Here is an 18,529-nt window from a genome sequence, read left to right as displayed (position 1 = left end):
CAACGGACCTGTCAAGCCTCGTTCAGACGCCATCCAGGTCCAGCCAGCGGCCTTCCCTGCCGGCCGAAAAACCATACCGGCTTTAGCCACCGAGACGCTCTAAAGCTGACGTCGGCTCATTTGATGAAAGGAGGACGCCGCTAGGGGGTGCACAAGGTTCCCCGGCTTGACGTCGCTTCGAGCGAAGAGCGGTGTGGCTTGTCGTCAAGCGCCGGGCAGCGTGCCCCCTACCGATATCCCGAAAAGATCGACCAAGATGGCCATGCCGACGCCACACGCGGTCTGGATGAGGCCGACCATGAAAATGCGATTGGCGCGTTCGTAGATGGGGCGCCGCAAGGAACTCATGTCGAGCAGCATGGACAGCGCTCTCATCTGCAGTGCGATGCCGAGCAGGATCGGCACTACGGCGAACAGATCGTAGAGTTGCCATGGCAAGGGGTTCGCGGCCCAATGAGTGAGGAAGCCGAGGGAAAAGGCAAGCAGGATACCCACGGCAGTGATTGTGCCGTTGCGGAAAATGGTCTCGATCGGTTCTTCCTTCGGATCGTGCTCGTCCAAGCGGCTTCCTTTCGTTGCTCTTTCCGTCGAGACTAAGTTCTCGAGAATACTGTTCATCGCCAATTACTCGAGGCGAGCCGTAGGCAGCCGTTTCAGGGTGCGCTCCCTCTCGCTTCCGGCCGCGCAATGTACCTGCACGGCGAACTTACAGCGGCGAAAAGGTGCTGCGGCCACCATGCGACGCCTCGGACGTGCACGCCCTCTGTTCCTGGCGCAGCCCTTGCGGAGCGTACGCGCAGTGATCCTTCTCGGTAGCGGATGGCGCGGCCTCCGTTGCGGTCAGACGGGAAGCCGTCGCTGTTAAACGAGACTGTCACATATCGAACATGGCGAACCGTGTCGCACATTTCTTTTCGCAGTGACCCTCAAAAAAAGTGATTCCAGCGAGACGAAGGCGCGTCGGCCCGATTTTGGTGTCGGCCGCATCTACGCTTCAGGTTGGCATGTCGCTTGCTGCTCTATTCGGAGAGCTGCAGCGGTCCGACCGGAGTGTTTCACATGTAAACGATAATGAATCTCCTAGCAGAAAACACTATTATAAGTACATGTGGCTTTTACGCTGGCTCACCTCTCGTGTCAAGCGCTTTGGCGTCCACATATTGGAGACAACACGCACAAAATTTAGAGGAAAAGCTTGCTCTTTCGCCTCTATCCTTTTTATTCCTTCATGGAGATCTAGACATGTACATCAAGAGTCCTCTTCTCGGCTTAACTGCTCTGATGACCATTTCCGTCGGTCGAGCAGCTGGCGCCGAGCGGGAACCGGCCGAGTACATCAAGATCTGCGACGTCCTCGGCTCGGGATATTCCTATATTCCCAACACCGAGACCTGCCTGCGCATCGGCGGCTATGTCCGTTACGATATCGGCCTGGGTGACGTCCGATCGTATGACAGCGCAAGAACCTCGGACGTGAGAACTGGCGAGGACCAAGGCACTTGGCGAAACAGCACACGCTTCACGTTCAAAACTTGGACCGGCCAGCAGACCGAGCTCGGCGCGTTGACGACCTATACCGAAACCCAGGTGAATTTTGGCAACAGCGCTAACTCGCATGACAGTCCTCAGAACTATGATTTCAACAGCGGCCTCGCACTGGCTTCTGCCTGGGTCGAGCTGGGAGGCCTGCGAGTTGGCAAGGAGGGGTCGGCCTTCGATACGTTTGCAAGCTACGCTGGCAACGTTCTCGATAGTATGCTCGTTCCGTCGGCCGGCTTCGACACCAACGTGGCTCAGTACCACTTCGACGCCGGCAACGGCATTTCGACTGTGATTTCGCTCGAACAAGGATCGGGCTCAGCCGGTACTATCGACAGCTATATTCCGCACGTTGTCGCCGGCTTGAAATACACGCAAGGCTGGGGCTCGATCATCGGCGTCGCGGCTTATGACAGCAATTACGAAGCTTTTGCCGGCAAGATCCGCGTCGACGTCGCTGTCACAAACCAGCTGTCGCTGTTTGGACTCTTCGGCTACGGTTCCAATGCCAGTCTCAACGAGGACTCAAACGGCGCAATTGCCAATCATGGGCGCGGCTCGTACAAAATCTGGAACGGCCAGTGGGCTTTCTGGGCGGGCGCCACCTACGAGTTTGACGAGAAAACTTCGTTCAACCTTCAGGTCTCGGGTGATCAGCTCAAGGATGCTGGTGTGGCTGCAAACGTCGCCTACATGGTCGTTCCCGGCTTCACGGTCACAGCCGAGGTCGATTACGACCACTACGGCAACTCTGGCCTCGGCCCTGCCGAGCCTACCGCCGTCAAGGGCACGAGCAAGCCGAACAGCGTCGGCGGCATTCTCCGCTTACAAGGCTCATTTTGAAATCTCTCCAGTCGCGAGCATGGCAAAGGCACTTGCCTCGACAACGCACGCATGGAGAGCTTCGTTCGCCATCTTGAAGTCTGCATCGACCGTCCACGGCCCATCGTACCAACTAGAAACTGAAAGTTATGAGCCCTGTGTACTACACCTAGCCCTTGACCTGCCCGATGAACCGGCCAGGGGCCGTCAGTTCAAATTCGGGGCCGTTTAGAGGGCAGTGTGAGGCCGTGTTAGGTAAGCGCCACTGCAATGTCGAGGCCGCGACACGCCTGTCGCTTTGGACGGCTGGAATTGCCCTTCGCGGCGCCATTCATTCTCTCAACATTTACGTGATAATGCACGCTGAGTCCGAGCCGCGTGGCAGCACCCATCCTAGGTGTGAGCTTTCGAGAGGTTGTCCATTCGGACCGGACCGAGGAGACTGGAGTTACCACGCTTCAGCATCCATCGGAGGGTCCGAATGAACATCCACAAGAATGCCCGTCTCACACCGCTGCGTCGAGAGGAGATGGCGTTATCGGTGATAGAAGGCGCTTTTTCCAAAGCCCATGCGGCGCGCGTCTATGGCGTGTCGGCCAAGATCGTGGCGCGCTGGGTCGAGCGCTATAAGACCAAAGGGCGGGCCGGCATGGTCGACCGCTCGTCGCGGCCCACCGTCATGCCGAGCCTGACCGAACAGTCCGTGGCCGAGCGCATCGCAGCCTTGCGTCGCCAGCGGCTGACCGGCAAGCACATCGCCCATGAGGTCGGCGTCTCGCCCGCCACCGTCAGCCGGGTTCTCAAGCGTGCCGGGCTGTCGCGGCTCAGGGATATCGAGCCGGCCGAACCGGTCCGGCGCTACGAGCGGGAGCATCCCGGCGAGATGATCCATATCGACATCAAGAAGCTCGGCCGCTTCAGCCAAGTCGGCCATCGTATCACCGGCGATCCGCAAAAGGGCAAGTCGCGCGGCGCCGGCTGGGAGTTCGTCCATGTCTGCATCGACGACGCGTCCCGCATCGCCTTCTCGCAAATCCTGCCCGACGAGAAAAAGGAGTGCGCCATCGCCTTCCTCAAGGCCGCGGTCGCCTATTACGCCAGCCTCGGCGTCACGATAGCCCGCGTCATGACCGACAACGGCTCCTGCTACAGATCAAAGGCCTTCGCCAAGGCCTGCCGCGATCTCGGCCTCAAGCACGTCACGACAAGACCCTATACGCCCAAGACCAATGGCAAGGCCGAGCGCTTCATCCAGACAGCACTGCGCGAATGGGCCTACGCCATTGCCTATCCGACATCCGATCATCGTGCCGCCGAACTGCCTGTCTGGCTGCACAGATACAATTGGCATCGTCCACATGGCAGCCTAAAGTCAAAAACGCCTATCAGTCGCCTCGCCCTGATCGAGGACAACCTGTTGAAGCTCCACACCTAGGTCACTATCGGGGGGCCTTAAACCTGAACAGCTCCATCGTCGCGGCTGCTGCGGAAGCAGGAGCTATCACTGGGACCCGTACTGGTGCTTGTCAGCCGCTGAGCCGCTACTTCGTCTTAGGAAGAGCATTGTCCTTGCCAAAAGCCGGCCAGTATTTCGAGATTGCCAGTGTGGCGCCGGCTGAAGAGAAATGACCATAGTCGAAATATAAAAACTCTCCTCTATCGAAATAGGCGCAGCGTCCTGCGCTGCACAGGAATTTCAGCGGATCGATGAATGTGGCGCCTTTGGTAAATGAGCGCACACGTTCGTTGACGTCGGGGTCCATCGCGATCGGCCAGGACGTATCGTCCAGATTTTGGCGCTTGGCGAAGAACGCAATTTTCCGGACGTCAGTTGGGAACTGCGGAGACTGGCCGATGACAAACACGCGCACGCCCAGGGCACGAAGCGTAGCGATTGTTTGCTGAAGACCGTCGAAACCTCTGACCTCATAGTCACTCCATCTACCGCTGAGGATAACCGTCTTGATGTCCGCTTCCAAGATGACGTCCAAGGCCTTGCGATTGAACCGGACACAATCAAGACGATCGTACGGGTAGTAATAGAGTATCGGCGCGCAGCTGGCGTACGTATATTCAACGATGTTCGCCTGCAATCGATTTATGTTAGCACCCAAGCCGGAAACATAGTGCGCGGCGAAGGAGTCGCCCCACAAAAAAACCGTTGTTGGAAAACCGCTGGTGCGCGTGCAATCCTCCATATTCCAGCTTTCGATCCGGCTGGTGCCCTCGTTGAAACAGATGCCATTCCTCCAGTCCCCGACGGAAATGCGCCGCTGGACATAGTCCGGAAACCGTTGCGGAAAGCCGTTGCCGAGCGCCCCCGCCGCTCCGCCGGCACAAAGGACAACGATCGCGAGCGCTGAAAAGGCGAAGATAGGCCCCGGGGAGGTGAAGGCCCTCTTCTGTCGAAACGGCTGCTCTACAAACTTCCAGGAGAATGCAGCCAATGCGAGGCTTGCCACCAACATCGCACCGGTCATCAACGGATCGAGTTTTTGGAACGAAAGATAGTGCGCGAACGCATTGAGAGGCCAGTGAACAAGATACAACGAATACGAGATGAGCCCAATCCAGACCAGCGGCCTGACTTCGAGCATGCGGGTGGCGACCGTCGAGGGGGTATTTTGGCCAACATAGATCAGAAGGGCCGTTCCGATGCATGGATACAAGGCGTTGTAGCCTGGGAACGGATCACTCGCCGAAATCGCGAAGAACCCGATGGCGAGAAGGCCAAATCCGGCCACCCCCACCGACTCCATCAGGAATCGGTTGCCCAGCGGCGAGGGGCATTTGAGCATGAGCAGGGCGCCCAACATGAGTTCCCAGATTCGGGTCGGCAGCAGATAGAATCCGGCGGTGGGTGCCAGCGATGTCGCCATCACCGCCACTACGAAGCTGCAGAGAATTATCGGAAGAAGTGTCGTCAGCCAGCGCTTCCCGATGTAGCGATAGATTAGGAACATCAGGATTGGTGCGAAGATGTAGTACTGCTCCGCTACGGAAAGCGGCCAAGTGTGCAACAGTGGTAGAAGCGCGGCATCGATAGAGAAGTAACTTGACGTTTTCCAGAAGAAAACGTTCGACCAGAAGGTCGAGGTAGCTATGATGCTAAGACTGAATCCGCGCAGATCCGGTGGCAGAAGAATGAACAATGCCGCAATGCAGGTGAGAAGCATCACAAAGACGAGCGCCGGCAGAATGCGCCGGGCACGGCGCCAGTAGAAGTTGACGATGGAAAATTGGCCGCGTTCAAGGTCATCCAGGAGGCTTCCGCTGGTTAGGTAGCCGGAGATGACGAAGAAGATATCGACCCCGCTAAAGCCACCCGGGATCGCCGAAATTCCGAAATGAAAGAGTACGACCGGAAGTACAGCAACGGCCCTAAGGCCCTCGATATAGCGCCTATATTGCATCCAGCGGTTCCTTTTATTTTAGATCAGGACGCGATTGGAAGCTTTCAATCTCCGGTAGGAGTGCTGCCGAGATAAGGGCGGTATCAGCCACCTTTATCCGTCCCGAATGTTCTGTAAGTTGCAACTGGTACAGAAGCACGATCGCCATCGCCGGCCTTGACGGCCTGATTGTCGAGCAGATCGCGCGGATCGTTGACCATCACGGCCAGGTTATGTCCTGTCGAACAACCAAGCGGCTGTTTGAAGGATTCTTCATTGGGTAAGGCACCATATGAGGGACAGACCGGCGGACGGGCGTGATAGACAATCGCCTCAATTCGCACTGAGCCGGCGTCGTGTTGATCGCGCAATTGAATGTTGTCTTCTTCGATTGCCAACTGCCTGGCCTGATGGGCTACCCCTGCGCTGAGCTGGGGCGAACCGCTGATGAGGAGGTGGATGGCATCGAACCGGCCGCGACTGGCCTTGTCTAGGAAAACACGCAAACGCTGCCGTTCGGAAGCGCGCAGGCTTTGCAACGTCAGGACGGTGGTCTCCTCTCGGACAAGCATTGGTGCCGATGGTTCGACATCAACTGGCGTAGTGCTTGTGCAGCCACTTACGCTTGGTGCCAGAGCGACAAAGAGGATTATAAAACGCAACATCTTTGGATGACACTATTCGATGATGAAGCCGAGACCGCCCTGGGCGCTTGGCGCGCCCGCACGGATAGCAGCGCGGTCTCGCGGGGGACTTGTCACGGAATTCGTCGGAGCGCCCCCTCCGTTCAAAGCCGGTGCCGCCCGCTCGGTCGGTGCGCTCATCTGGTTTGGGTTGGAGCCTGGTCTTACAATGTAAGGCGTAACTAGAATGACCAGTTCTGACTCCTCTTTTTGAAACGAGGTCGAGCGAAAAAGCGGTCCCAGGATCGCCAGTTCTCCGAGCCAGGGAAAGGCCCTGACATCATTGTTGACGTTCCGCCTGATTAGACCGCCGATTGCGAAGCTCTGGCCGCTGGCGAGTTCGACGACCGTATCGGCTCGGCGCGTGGAAACTGCCGGCACGGAAATTCCGTTGATTTGCACGGCACCTTGCGTCGACAGTTCACTGACTTCGGGCGTTACGTGAATGTTGATTTGATTGTTGCTGAGAACTGTCGGCACAAATTCCAGACTGACGCCGAAGTGACGGAATTCAACCGATACCTGCCTGTTTTCCTGCAGGACAGGAATGGGAAATTCGCCGCCCGCGAGAAAGCTGGCCTTTTCACCCGACATAGCGGTGAGGTTCGGCTCAGCCAGGACGGAAGCTATATGCTCCTTGGCGAGCGCGTCGAGAACCGCGCTGACGTTGACGGCACCGTTGTCGAATCCGATTTCTGCTGTACCGCCACCCTGGGTTGAACCAGACCCAGCGCTTGCAGCGCTTCCGCTTAGAACGCCCACTTTGAAATTGCCGATTTGACCGAAGGCGGACAAGTTGACGCCGAGTGACTTCATGGCGCTGCGTGAGACTTCGGCTACGCGCACGCTGAGGTTAACTTGCAGGGATCCAGCGACCTTGATGTTGTTGACGACTTGCGCTCCGTCGCCCAGATATTGCTCAGTGACTCTTTTTGCGGTGTCGGCGACCTCTGCGTCGGGCGCCGTCCCGCTAAGGATTGCGCCGCGCGGCGTATAGTTGACGCGGATGGGATAGTCGCCGACCTGCTCCCGCAACATGGCGCGTAAATCCCCGATCGGTTGCGTGACAACGATACGCAATTCGGCGAGAGGCTCGCCATTGCCATCCAAGGCGAATAGGCTGGTCCGCCCCGATTTCTTGCCAAAGACGAAGATTGTTTTGCTCGATGGCGCCTGAAAATCCGCGATCGTGGGGTCAGCAACAAAGATGGTCGTGGCTGGCCCGGGCAGATGAACGGTCTCCCCGAGCGAAGAGGAAAGGGTCAGCGTGGCGTTGATGCTATTCGAAGCCGCATGCGGCGGGCCTTTGTCCTGCTTGTTTTGCGCCGCGACACCAAGTGGGAAAGTCACAATAAGCGCGCAGAGGAGATGGCCCAGGTAACGGGGCACTGCAGGTCTTGTAACCTTGTTGGCGATCGCCCGCCAATTGAGCGCAGCGCAAGGATGTTGAAGGATCAGCAAAATAGATCTTCTTTCGATTCGACAAACTATGCGGACGAGGCGTCAGTCAATTCTAGGATGTAACCAATGCCTCGGATGGTCTTGATCCGTGGCGTTGCACCTGATCTGGTCAGATGTCCCCGTAAACGATAAATTCCGACTTCAAGCGCGTTGGCAGACACGTCGTCGTTGAATGAATAGAGGTGATCTTCCAATTGCGCACGGGGCACGATGCGGCCTGCCCGGTTAAGCAGGTGCTCTAGAACACAGAGTTCGCGACGTGCGATCATCATTGGGTGCCCATCAACGAAAACCTGGCGGGCGACCGGATCAAAGTCGAGATTGCCAAATACGAGCCTCAGGTCGGTCATCTGTGTCGCCCGGCGCAGAATGGCTCTCATTCTGGCAATAAGCTCATCGGTAGAGATGGGTTTGAGCAGAAAGTCGTCCGCACCACCGTTGAAGATCGCAATTCGCTTATCGAGATCGTTAAGGCTGCTCATAATGACGGCAGGAACTGAATGCCCGTGGGTCCTCAACTGCCTCAGCCAACCCAAGCCATCGCCATCTGGCAGAGCCAATTCCAGCAGGAGAATTTCATAGCTGGCGCAAGAAAATGCACTCGAAGCCAGTTCCAGAGTACCAACGACATCAACGACGAAGCCGCCATCCCCGAGCGCAAGTCGCATGGCGCGCGCAAGATCCGCATGATGATCCACGAGCAGCGTTCGCATTTCATCTCCTCTCGAAGAGGGACGGCCCATCGAACGCGTCACCGGCGGCCATCTGATCGGAGCACACGGCGCGCAACTCGTCGCAGCTCTCGGAACTGGTCCGAGTCGGAGGGACATGCAAGTCGCTCGGTGGCAATAGGCGCGGGTGAGGACCAACTGACGGGCTCAAATACGCCGGTCGGCGAACCCACGAGGCCAGCAACCCGCGTGCGATTTCTCGTTGCATCATCTCTCCTACGTGCAGCCCCTGCGCTCGCAAGGCAGCGTCGCGGCTCAGAGCCCGATTCCCACAGAGGGTAGGGTTAGCTTTCGAGAAACTGATTGAACAAATCGATTATTTGGATCGAATGCATCCACGGTATGGATGCAGCGCACCATCTTCAACGACTGCGGCGTCCTGATGCACTGTTGTGTCTGTCGTGCTCTGCTTTTTTCGCTGTCCTTCAAGGCTGGCGAGCCTGGTGGAACCTGCGCGTCATTGGCTTGGTAGCTTGAATGCTCAACAACGGAGCGCCCTGCGCAAAGCCGCTCTCATTTCCAAAAAGCCTTGCAATCTGGTTGGAGCACTTCGCGCTCGACACCAAAATAGGCGAGGAAAACTGACGTCTGACAGGGATGTACATGCAACAGCCGATTTGCGGCACCAGCAAACGACCGCGTTCAGGCTGAAGATCGACGACCAACGGCTCCTCGATTTCCGCACTTTTACAAGCTCTTCCTGTGCGGGCGGATGCCGGCAAACAGCAGCACAGGGTCAGCGAAACCGGGAGCGGGCCTGCTTGATCGCCATGATCACATTGCCGCTGTCGCGCGTGCGGAGCGGAATGCAATCGGTCCAGCCGGCGGCAATCCGGTCAGCACCATCGTCTGCACGAAGCTCCCTGACGAAGACGTGCCCGAATGCGCTCAACAAAGCCGGGCGGCGGATCTTTCCAATCGCCGAAGGTGCGGGCTGGCACCGAGCGGCGAACTGCGAACTCATTCCTGCCCGGCGGCGCTGGCCGCCGCGAGCGTCGATGCGGACCCAGCCGCTCCGAATCCTCCCACAACACGATGAGCGCGTCGCGGACATCGCTGCCGTAACAGCGGCTGCGGCTCTTGCCCGCAGACGGCCTCTGCTCACGACGGTTCATAAGACGGATCGCGCGCTTGCGAATAATAGCCGGTTACCGCCTCGAACTCATCCAGAATGCGCCGCTTGTCAACGCCGCAATAAAGCTCCACGATCGCCGCTTCACCGTGTCGCCATGCTGAGCCGCGCCATCCTTCCCCCGAACCGGAATGGCACGACCTGTCCATCCCCTTTGGAACAGGACACTATTGGTAACATTTTGCTTGAGGCAATGCGGCTCGTTGCCTTCCTTTTCGCTGACCGGAAGGGTACCGGAAGTCGTCTATCGCATCTTACCCGCTGAAAGCGGCAACACCTCGACCTCAATCGCAGATCATAGGAAATAGACGATCGCGTCGGGGCCTCAGCATCGGTTCACCGGGTTTCCGTCATCGACTGAAGCGAATTGCCCCATCGACCGTCACCGGGTGGGCCGCGATACGTCGCCGTATATGATTAGCGAGCGCACGTAGCGGAGCCATAGCTCTCCACCCAGCCATGTTCCCCTAGTTGGAAAATGTCCGGCGGACCAGAGGTGCTGTCGTCAGCTTTTCCTGAATAGCGGCCAAGGCAATCCCTACCAGTCCATCACCACCTTGCCGGAACTGCCGCTCTTCATCGCATCGAAACCGATCTGAAAATCGTCGATGCCGATGCGGTGGGTGATCAGGCCGGAGACATCCAGCGGACCCTGCACAAGCGCGATCATCTTGTACCAGGTTTCGAACATCTCGCGGCCGTAGATGCCTTTGAGATGCAGCATCTTGAAGATGACCTTGTTCCAGTCGATCTCGAAGCCGGTCGGCGCGATGCCCAGAATGGCGATCTTGCCGCCATTGTTCATGGTGTCGATCATGTCGCGGAAAGCGGGGGCGGCGCCTGACATTTCGAGGCCGACGTCGAACCCCTCGGTCATGCCGAGCACCGGCATGACGTCGCGCAGCTTCTCCTTCGAGGCGTCGACGACATGCTGGACGCCGAGTTTCTTGGCTAGCGCCAGCCGCACCGGGTTGATGTCAGTGATGACCACTTTGCGCGCGCCGACGCATTGGGCGACGAGCGCGCCCATGATGCCGATCGGCCCGGCGCCAGTCACCAGCACGTCCTCGCCGACCAGATCGAAGGACAATGCGGTGTGGACGGCATTGCCCAAGGGATCGAAGATCGCGGCAATCTCATCGGGCACATCGTCGGGGATCGGCACGACATTGTGCTGCGGGATCGCCAGATACTCGCCGAAGGCGCCTGGACGGTTGACGCCGACGCCGAGCGTGTTGCGGCACAGATGCCCTCGCCCGGCGCGACAGTTGCGGCAATGGCCGCAGACGATGTGGCCTTCGCCCGATACACGCTGGCCGACCTTGTATTCGGTGACCGCTGCGCCGAAATCGGCAACGGTGCCGACGAATTCATGGCCCGTCACCATCGGCACCGGCACCGTCTTCTGCGCCCACTGGTCCCAATTGTAGATGTGCACGTCGGTGCCGCAGATCGCCGTCTTCTTGATCTTGATCAGCACGTCGTTGGGGCCGATTTCCGGCACCGGCACCTCTTCCATCCAGATGCCCGGTTCGGCCTTGGCCTTCACAAGCGCCTTCATCATGTTCGACATCAGGATTTCCCTATTCCGTGATTGCGCTTCTGGCGAGATAGCCTGCACAACGGGAAGGTAGGCCACTAACTCGTTTGAACGTCCGGAATGGTCAGCCCCGCCTGCTCAGCCTCGCGGCGCAAATTCTGACGGGGCCTGGGGCCGATCTGCTGGATCACCAATCCGGCTGCCAGTGAGCCAAGGTCGCCGCAAGTCTGCAGGTCGCGGCCTTGCGTGTAGCCATGCAGGAAGCCGGCGGCATAGAGATCGCCGGCGCCCGTCGTGTCGACCAGTTCCTTGATGGCGGTCGCCTTGATCACCACGGTCTCGTCGCCGCGCACGATCACCGAGCCTTTTTCCGAGCGGGTGACGGCGGCGATCCGGCAATCCTTGCGGATCTGGGCCAGCGCCTCGTCGAACGACGATGTCTGGTAGAGCGACTTGATCTCGTGGCTGTTGGCAAAGACGATGTCGACCGTGCCCGAGCGCACCAGGTCGAGGAATTCGTCGCGGTAGCGGTCGACGCAGAACGAATCCGACAGCGTCATCGACACTTCTCGGCCTGCCGCGTGCGCCAGCTTCGCCGTCTGGCGGATTGCCTCCTTGGCGCGCGGCGGGTCCCACAGATAGCCTTCGAAATAGGTGACCTTGGCGCCGGACGCCTTGTCGGCTTCGACATCCTCAGGGCCAAGCTCGACGCAGGCGCCGAGATAGGTGTTCATCGAGCGCTCGCCGTCGGGCGTGACGAAGATCATCGAGCGCGCCGTCGGCGGCTCACCCTTGAGCGGCGTGGTGCCGAAGGCGACGCCCTGCGCATGGATGTCGTGGGCGTAGATTTCGCCCAGCGCATCGTTGGAGACCTTGCCGAAGAAGGCCGCGCGGCCGCCAAAGCTGGCGACGCCGGCCGCCGTGTTGCCGGCGCTGCCGCCGGACGCTTCGATCGCCGGGCCCATGCGGCTGTAGAGCAGTTCGGCGCGTTGTGTGTCGATGAGGTTCATCGCGCCCTTGATGATGCCGTTGGTCTCGAGGAATTCCTCGTCGCACTGGGCGATGATGTCGACAATGGCATTGCCGATGCAAAGCACGTCATAATCCGGCATCAAAATCTCCGCCAAAACCCGAGCCGGCTTCTTGCCACGCCGGCCGGGCGTGGTCTCGCGAGTTGAAATGGGTTGCCGCATGCGCTTGATCCAGCCGCCCTCACGCAGCTGCCGGTCCGGCTTCACGCAGCAAATCGTCAGCTTTGTCCGTCTTCTCCCAAGTGAACTCAGGCTCTTCACGCCCGAAGTGTCCGTATGTCGCCGTCTTGCGGTATATCGGCCGTAAGAGATCAAGCATCTTGATGATGCCTTTCGGTCGGAGATTGAAAACCTCGAGAACAAGGCGCTCGATCCTTTTTTCCTCGATCCTTGCGGTTCCGAAGGTATTGACCATGACAGAAACCGGACTGGCCACGCCGATCGCGTAGGCAAGCTGAACCTCGCAGACCTCCGCAAGGCCGCTGGCAACGATGTTCTTCGCGACATACCGGGCGGCATAGGCCGCCGAGCGGTCAACCTTGGATGGGTCCTTGCCCGAAAAGGCACCGCCGCCGTGACGCCCGGTCCCACCGTAGGAATCGACGATGATCTTCCGTCCTGTGAGGCCGCAGTCGCCGGCAGGCCCACCGACCACGAACCGCCCTGTTGGGTTGACCAGAAATCTGATCCCCGAAGTATCCAGGTGGGCCGGCAGGACCGGTTTTATGATCTCCTCAATGACGCCTTCGCGGACCGTGGCTTGTGAGACCGCTTCGTCATGCTGCGTTGACAGGACTATGGTATCCAGCGCCACCGGGCGGAGCCCTTCGTAGCGTACCGACACTTGAGATTTCACGTCCGGACGCAGCCAGCCAAGCTGTCCCGCTTTCCGGACCTCGGCCTGTCTTTTCGTCAAATGGTGAGCGAGTTGGATCGGCAGGGGCATCAATGTATCCGTCTCGTTGCATGCGAATCCAAACATGATGCCCTGATCCCCTGCCCCTTGCCCGAGATCCTGCCCTCGTCCTTCATCAACGCCCTGGCTTATGTCGGGCGACTGCTCGGTGAGGGCCAGAACGACGGCGCAACGTCGACCATCAAAGCCAATCGCATCATCGTCGTAGCCAATATCGAGTATCGTATCGCGGGCGACTTGGCTGTAATCGATGTGGGCATGGCTGGTGATCTCGCCAGCCACAACGACCATCCCCGTCTTCACCAACACTTCACAGGCGACGCGCGCCTTCGGATCGGTGCGCAGGACCGCATCGAGAATGGCATCGGAGATGTTGTCTGCCATCTTATCGGGGTGTCCCGCGCCGACGGATTCGGAAGAGAACACGAACTGCCTGGTCATAAAAATGCCCTCGCTTCAAGTGCTGGAGTTAGTGAGGAGTTTCTGGATTGGGGTGGCTTATCGGTCGGGGATGCCGGGAACATCGAACGCAGTGCAGAAGTCGGCAACGTCTCTTCGTACGCTCGCATGAACTTCCTGGTCATCGGGCTGGCGGCAGACCGAGTCGATGAAAGCGGCGATCTGCACCATCTCCGTTTCGCGCATGCCCATGGACGTCACCGCTGGTGTCCCTAAGCGGATGCCGCTTGTCAGCGCCGGATGCCGCCGGTCGCCCGGGACCATATTGAAATTCGCAATGATGCCTGCACGCGATAAGCGCTCCGCATAGGCTTTGCCTGACAGCGACCGGTCCCGAAGATCAAGGATCAGCATGTGATTGTCAGTGCCCCCGGTGACGAGTTCATAACCTCGCTCCAGAAGTGCCTGGGCCAGAGCCTTGGCGTTGTGGACGATCTGCTGACCGTAGACACGAAAGGACGAGTTCGCTGCTTCCTGCAAAGCGACGGCAAGCGCGGCGATAGTATTCATATGCGGTCCGCCTTGCAGAAGAGGGAACACGGCGCGGTCTATACGTTTGGCCAGATTGTGTTTGCTCTTCGGATGATGGAGGGGCTGATAACGGTCTTCATTCCTTGATAAAATGAAGCCACCCCGGGGACCGCGGATCGACTTGTGAGAGGTGCTGGTGACCACATCGCAATGGGACACGGGGTTCGGATGCACTCCTGCGACAACCAGGCCGCAGATGTGGGCGATGTCAGCCACCAGATACGAGTTCACCTCCGAAGCAATTTCGGCCATTGCCGCGTAGTCAAAAATACGCGGATAAGCAGTTCCGCCGACCCAAATTAGCTTCGGGCGTTCCCGCTTGGCGGTCTCGCGCAAGTGGTCATAGTCAATTTGCTGTGTCTTTTCGTGCAGCCTGTACGGGACGCGCTGATAATCGCTGCCGGAAAAATTGACGGACCAACCGTGAGTCAGATGGCCGCCTTCGGGTAAAGGCAAGCCCATGACTTTGTCACGGGGGCTCAAAAGCGCGCGATAGACAGCCTGGTTGGCTGGCGAGCCTGAATAAGGCTGGACGTTGGCATGTTCACTGCCAAATAGCGCTTTCAGGCGCTCGATCGCGAGGGTCTCAAGCTCATCGACGATCTCGTTTCCGGCGTAGTAGCGCGCACCGGGGTATCCCTCGGCATACTTGTTGGTGAAAATCGACCCGGTCGCTTCCAACACCGCCGAGGAGGCAAAGTTCTCGGAGGCGATCAGTTTGAGAGTTGTCCGCTCCTGACGCTCCTGTCTTAGAAGCAGTTCGTGAACGCGGGAGTCGACGGCGGCTAAGTGAGGCCGCCCGTAAGTGTCGGGCTGCGCGATGGCGCCGCCGGCGGAGTTATCCATGGTAGTCGCGCTCCATTTGGACTGATCTATTTCACGATCAAGCAGGCGGTCCCTTCAACCGCGCGTCTTGTATTGCTTCCAGGCGTTGTAGGTCTCTTTTATGATGGCCATCATCGTGGGGCAGGAGATCGACCACCAATTGAGCCAGCTCGCCATCCTTGCCTCCTGCTTGCATATGGTACGAAGACTGCGGACGTTGTTCGTTGCAGCAAAGAAAGTTGGCTCTGACCAGCCGCCGAACGTGGCGTCGAACCTGCTCGCGAGGCAGACCGGTAATATCGGCCAGCTCGCCGACGGTTAGATCCGCATGCGCGCAAAGGCCCAGGATTCGAAGGCGATCAAGATGCGCTGCCGTCCTTAGGCGATTTACCAGTGTCAACATTGGTTAGCATCAACCCGGACGGGATGCAGCAAGCCGCTAGCCCTTCTATCCCCATCAATCCGCATGAGACCTCTCTCGTCATTTGCTGTAAATCCGCTGGTATGGATGCTAATGGAAGATAGATCACAGTCCTTTCTACGACTAAGACGCCAGATATTGGGGCTAATGTACCACCTGACAGGAGACTACACTCACGAACATTATGTGAATTTTTTTTAACGTTGCTGAGAATCAAGGGGGAGGTTTGGCGAATGTCTCGCCGTCGACTGTCGAATCCTGCCCGACGGGATTATAGGGTGCGTAGCCTGCTTGTCCTTTCCACATGACCAGCGACGATGGGGCGAAGGCGGCAGACATAGCTCTGGAGCATGCTGCGGTATCTTTGGCCTGAAGCCGAGGAAGGCGGACCGTGGCTTCCGCGCCGCTGCCGGGAGCCCGCGAACAGGCCAAGTGGATCAGCCGGGTGTTGCCGTCATAGAGCGTGAGACCCAAAGCTGGCCAGCCGCGCCCTGAGGCTGACGCACCGCTCAGCGTCCACCTTGCTCTCGAAGCCCATCGGCATAGCGCCGATAACGACTTGACCGCGTGCGTGTCGACGAGCGATCGGTGAGCGCAAGGATCGAGGGTGCAGTGCAGGATAATGCTGTTTTAAATCAGCGCTGTTTTCAGCCGACTGCCTTGAGCGTGGCACGAGGATATAGGCCCAAGGCAGGAGATCATCGTCTGCTGTTCGGGAGGCCGCCCTGGGCGCGCGACAGCCGTTCCTTCGGCTGCGCCGCTCCGCCACCATCCGCGCCGTGCCTTCCGGAGACCATTCCCGCTACCGGCCGGCGCCCGTGAAAACCTCGACCCGGCGCACCGGCTCGAGATGGCTGGGCTCAGCGTAACTCTGAAGTCGTCATATACCGAAGTCTTCACAGACTTCGGACATCCCCCTCACAGTCCGATCCAGATGGCGTCAGGAACACCGCTTGCGTTGATGCGGATGAACCCCTGCTTGTGCCACAATGACCCTTATGTCAGCGCGCGAGCCAAAGCTTCCGCGCAAGGCGACGGCTAGGATAAGGCAATGCCGACGAAGGGCACATTGCTTGCCACACTCTGGAATGATGGCATGCTCGGAAGGCCTAGGCTTTGCTCAGGGCCGCCTGCAAGGCGCGCTTTGAGGTTATTCACATAGCCTTCTGCGTAGTCCTGCGCCGTCGAGACCGAAAGATCAATGCCTGCCGCCAAGGCCTCTTCCATCAGGTGCTTTACGAGCCCATTTCGAATGGCCAGCTTGACCTCGGGGCCTGCGATAAGGCCGATCGCCTGCGCGGCCATATTGAGGCCAGCTTCCTCCAGCGCTCGCTTCATATCGCCTCCGTTAATGGCCGTACGCAGGAGATTGGCTGCTTGCGACTCAGCCTCGAGAACCATCGAGGCAAGATCGGCTACTTGTCCGAGGCCCGGAATGAAGCTGAGCAGTCCCACCGCCGTTGCCGCCAAGTCGAGCACTTTCGTCTCGATTTTGAGCACGGAGTCGACGACGTGCATGACGGCCCCGCCGTTCTTTTTGGCTGACTTAATGTCAGGCTGGTCCATCAGGCCCATCTTCATGTCCGCGACGGCATTCTGCTCTTCTGCGGTTTGGGCGCCGTGGGTGATTGGCTGCTGAACGTTGCGGTTCGCAGACGACATGTTTGTGCAAAAATGGGCAAAGTCTTTTTTGCTGATATTGCCGGAATCAACCGTATGCCCGCCGCCAAAGTCGAAGAATTTATGATGGGTCTTATAGCCCGTGATCGAATTGTTCAGGAGGCCAAACAAAAGAGGATCTGAAAGGAGCTGAGAGGCTGCTTCCCGCACTTTCGGATCAAGGCTCTTGTCGTCTTTCATTTTCGCCAGTTTGTCGCGAGTCAGAACACCGCTTCCAAAGAACGTGTCCTGATGGTCCTTGATCATCTCGACCGTATTCAGCTCAGTTTGCGTGAGGCTCATCGACGATGAGGCGACTTGCAGGAAATCCTCTTTGTGCATCTTCCCTTTCGAGCCACCGCACAACTGGTTCCAAGCATCGGGGTGATCGAGGAAATATTGCGCCGCCGCAATGACCTGGGGCGGAAATTTGCCGTTTTTCGATTCGCCGCCGACCATTTTCTTGAACTCATCCAGACTCAGGTCCTTGGACAGATTTTCGGAGTACCGGTAAAACTCCCGCAAGGCATCGCTCAAGGTCATGACCGAAGGCTGCAAACCTCCGCTGCCGTCGGATGGTATGTAGTTCTGCTCGTAGCTTCGCGCTTGGGCTTCCTGAAATGCAGCAACTTGTGGGTGGTGGTTTGAAAATCCGGCCAAGTCCTTGGCGTTGATCTTGCCTCCACAGCGGCCGTCGCCCTGCGAGCCAATCGCATAAAAAAGTCCCGAATCCTGCTGCAGTCCCTGGATCGCCGCTTTCAGATCCGGTGGCGTAGAGGGATCATTGGCTTTGTCGGTCAACGACTTCCAAGTAAGCGGGCATTGGTCCTTGTGACGGTTGAGTACCGCAACAATCTGCAACTCAGCCGTGGTCAGCGACCCACCGTTCCACGTGATTCCGGGGCTCGGCCTGGGAGCCGGCTCGATCTTCGGAGTGACGCCGAGCAGATGTTGGGCTTCAGTCGCCTTGGAGCGTTGCGATTGGTCCTCCTTGAGAGCCGCCCTCATATTTGGCGGCAGCAGATCCAGTGGGTGTTGCTCCAAGCCATTCAATGTCAAGACATCCGGTGCCAGATGGCCCAAAGGGTCCTGCCGCAATTTATCCATTGTCGAATCAAGATTCGACGCTGGCAGATCCCCTTGCGCGAAAGAGCCGGGCTTGTCTGCCAGCACACAAGTGGACAGCATCGCTTCGAAGCACGATGCACTTTGCTGATGCTGGGTCGCAAAATGGGAAACTTTCAGGCCCGGCCAACCCCTTGCGGACTGTAGCGAATTTGAGCGGTAGAAAGTTGAAAGATTACTGGCCGACATTATGCATCCTCAGACGTGACGTTGAAATCCCCACAAGAGACCCCGACAGAAGATCCCTTGCGTTTCACAAAAT

13 protein-coding genes are annotated in these 18,529 nt (G+C 58.4%); 2 read left to right on the top strand and 11 right to left on the bottom strand.

The window, feature by feature from the left end:
- Nucleotides 1–204 precede the first annotated feature (204 nt).
- A complete protein-coding gene (locus tag RPF88_RS25855) occupies nucleotides 205–561 on the bottom strand; it encodes a hypothetical protein (RefSeq protein ID WP_024505577.1) in 357 nt (118 codons plus the stop codon).
- A 681-nt stretch (nucleotides 562–1,242) separates the two neighbouring features.
- Here RPF88_RS25855 and RPF88_RS25850 point away from each other — a divergent pair.
- A complete protein-coding gene (locus RPF88_RS25850) occupies nucleotides 1,243–2,382 on the top strand; it encodes a porin (RefSeq protein ID WP_063169258.1) in 1,140 nt (379 codons plus the stop codon).
- A gap of 460 nt (nucleotides 2,383–2,842) precedes the next feature.
- Nucleotides 2,843–3,796 carry an IS481 family transposase gene (locus RPF88_RS25845; RefSeq protein WP_063169259.1) on the top strand — a complete coding sequence of 318 codons (954 nt, stop codon included), beginning with the start codon at nucleotides 2,843–2,845 and terminating at the stop codon, nucleotides 3,794–3,796.
- A gap of 106 nt (nucleotides 3,797–3,902) precedes the next feature.
- Here the strand turns inward: RPF88_RS25845 and RPF88_RS25840 are convergent, their stop codons facing one another.
- The 10 genes from RPF88_RS25840 to RPF88_RS25790 form a co-directional block, all read right to left on the bottom strand.
- Complete coding sequence (locus RPF88_RS25840) at nucleotides 3,903–5,774, bottom strand: acyltransferase family protein (protein ID WP_127213821.1); 1,872 nt, start codon at nucleotides 5,772–5,774, stop codon at nucleotides 3,903–3,905.
- Between the two features lie 83 nt (nucleotides 5,775–5,857).
- Nucleotides 5,858–6,418 (bottom strand): CpaD family pilus assembly lipoprotein, encoded by a 561-nt coding sequence (locus tag RPF88_RS25835; RefSeq protein ID WP_063169261.1) that lies wholly within the window; start codon nucleotides 6,416–6,418, stop codon nucleotides 5,858–5,860.
- Between the two features lie 12 nt (nucleotides 6,419–6,430).
- A complete protein-coding gene (locus RPF88_RS25830; protein ID WP_082826566.1) occupies nucleotides 6,431–7,897 on the bottom strand; it encodes a type II and III secretion system protein family protein in 1,467 nt (488 codons plus the stop codon).
- 26 nt (nucleotides 7,898–7,923) lie between these two features.
- Nucleotides 7,924–8,610, bottom strand: a complete 687-nt coding sequence (locus RPF88_RS25825) for a response regulator (protein ID WP_063169262.1) — start codon at nucleotides 8,608–8,610, stop codon at nucleotides 7,924–7,926.
- 1,688 nt (nucleotides 8,611–10,298) lie between these two features.
- A complete protein-coding gene (tdh, locus tag RPF88_RS25815; protein WP_063169264.1) occupies nucleotides 10,299–11,333 on the bottom strand; it encodes an L-threonine 3-dehydrogenase in 1,035 nt (344 codons plus the stop codon).
- A gap of 65 nt (nucleotides 11,334–11,398) precedes the next feature.
- Nucleotides 11,399–12,412, bottom strand: a complete 1,014-nt coding sequence (locus RPF88_RS25810; protein WP_063170366.1) for an adenosine kinase — start codon at nucleotides 12,410–12,412, stop codon at nucleotides 11,399–11,401.
- 100 nt (nucleotides 12,413–12,512) lie between these two features.
- Nucleotides 12,513–13,688 (bottom strand): methionine adenosyltransferase, encoded by a 1,176-nt coding sequence (gene metK, locus RPF88_RS25805; RefSeq protein ID WP_063169265.1) that lies wholly within the window; start codon nucleotides 13,686–13,688, stop codon nucleotides 12,513–12,515.
- A gap of 57 nt (nucleotides 13,689–13,745) precedes the next feature.
- Nucleotides 13,746–15,083 (bottom strand): serine hydroxymethyltransferase, encoded by a 1,338-nt coding sequence (gene glyA / locus RPF88_RS25800; RefSeq protein ID WP_063169266.1) that lies wholly within the window; start codon nucleotides 15,081–15,083, stop codon nucleotides 13,746–13,748.
- A gap of 37 nt (nucleotides 15,084–15,120) precedes the next feature.
- Complete coding sequence (locus RPF88_RS25795; RefSeq protein WP_082826567.1) at nucleotides 15,121–15,465, bottom strand: helix-turn-helix domain-containing protein; 345 nt, start codon at nucleotides 15,463–15,465, stop codon at nucleotides 15,121–15,123.
- A gap of 1,056 nt (nucleotides 15,466–16,521) precedes the next feature.
- Nucleotides 16,522–18,456 carry an HrpF/NolX family T3SS translocon protein gene (locus RPF88_RS25790; RefSeq protein WP_024505366.1) on the bottom strand — a complete coding sequence of 645 codons (1,935 nt, stop codon included), beginning with the start codon at nucleotides 18,454–18,456 and terminating at the stop codon, nucleotides 16,522–16,524.
- Between the last annotated feature and the right edge of the window lie 73 nt (nucleotides 18,457–18,529).

The sequence above is a fragment of the Mesorhizobium sp. ISC11 genome (assembly GCF_037162595.1).
Classification (GTDB): Bacteria; Pseudomonadota; Alphaproteobacteria; order Rhizobiales; family Rhizobiaceae; genus Mesorhizobium; species Mesorhizobium ciceri.
This window is presented reverse-complemented; position numbering and strand designations above follow the sequence as displayed.

Coding starts and splice junctions, on each gene's coding strand:
- RPF88_RS25850 (WP_063169258.1), top strand. CDS start 1,243: ATGTACATCAAGAGTCCTCTTCTCGGCTTAACTGCTCTGATGACCATT.
- RPF88_RS25845 (WP_063169259.1), top strand. CDS start 2,843: ATGAACATCCACAAGAATGCCCGTCTCACACCGCTGCGTCGAGAGGAG.
- RPF88_RS25840 (WP_127213821.1), bottom strand. CDS start 5,774: ATGCAATATAGGCGCTATATCGAGGGCCTTAGGGCCGTTGCTGTACTT.
- RPF88_RS25835 (WP_063169261.1), bottom strand. CDS start 6,418: ATGTTGCGTTTTATAATCCTCTTTGTCGCTCTGGCACCAAGCGTAAGT.
- RPF88_RS25825 (WP_063169262.1), bottom strand. CDS start 8,610: ATGCGAACGCTGCTCGTGGATCATCATGCGGATCTTGCGCGCGCCATG.
- tdh (WP_063169264.1), bottom strand. CDS start 11,333: ATGTCGAACATGATGAAGGCGCTTGTGAAGGCCAAGGCCGAACCGGGC.
- RPF88_RS25810 (WP_063170366.1), bottom strand. CDS start 12,412: ATGCCGGATTATGACGTGCTTTGCATCGGCAATGCCATTGTCGACATC.
- metK (WP_063169265.1), bottom strand. CDS start 13,688: ATGACCAGGCAGTTCGTGTTCTCTTCCGAATCCGTCGGCGCGGGACAC.
- glyA (WP_063169266.1), bottom strand. CDS start 15,083: ATGGATAACTCCGCCGGCGGCGCCATCGCGCAGCCCGACACTTACGGG.
- RPF88_RS25795 (WP_082826567.1), bottom strand. CDS start 15,465: ATGTTGACACTGGTAAATCGCCTAAGGACGGCAGCGCATCTTGATCGC.
- RPF88_RS25790 (WP_024505366.1), bottom strand. CDS start 18,456: ATGTCGGCCAGTAATCTTTCAACTTTCTACCGCTCAAATTCGCTACAG.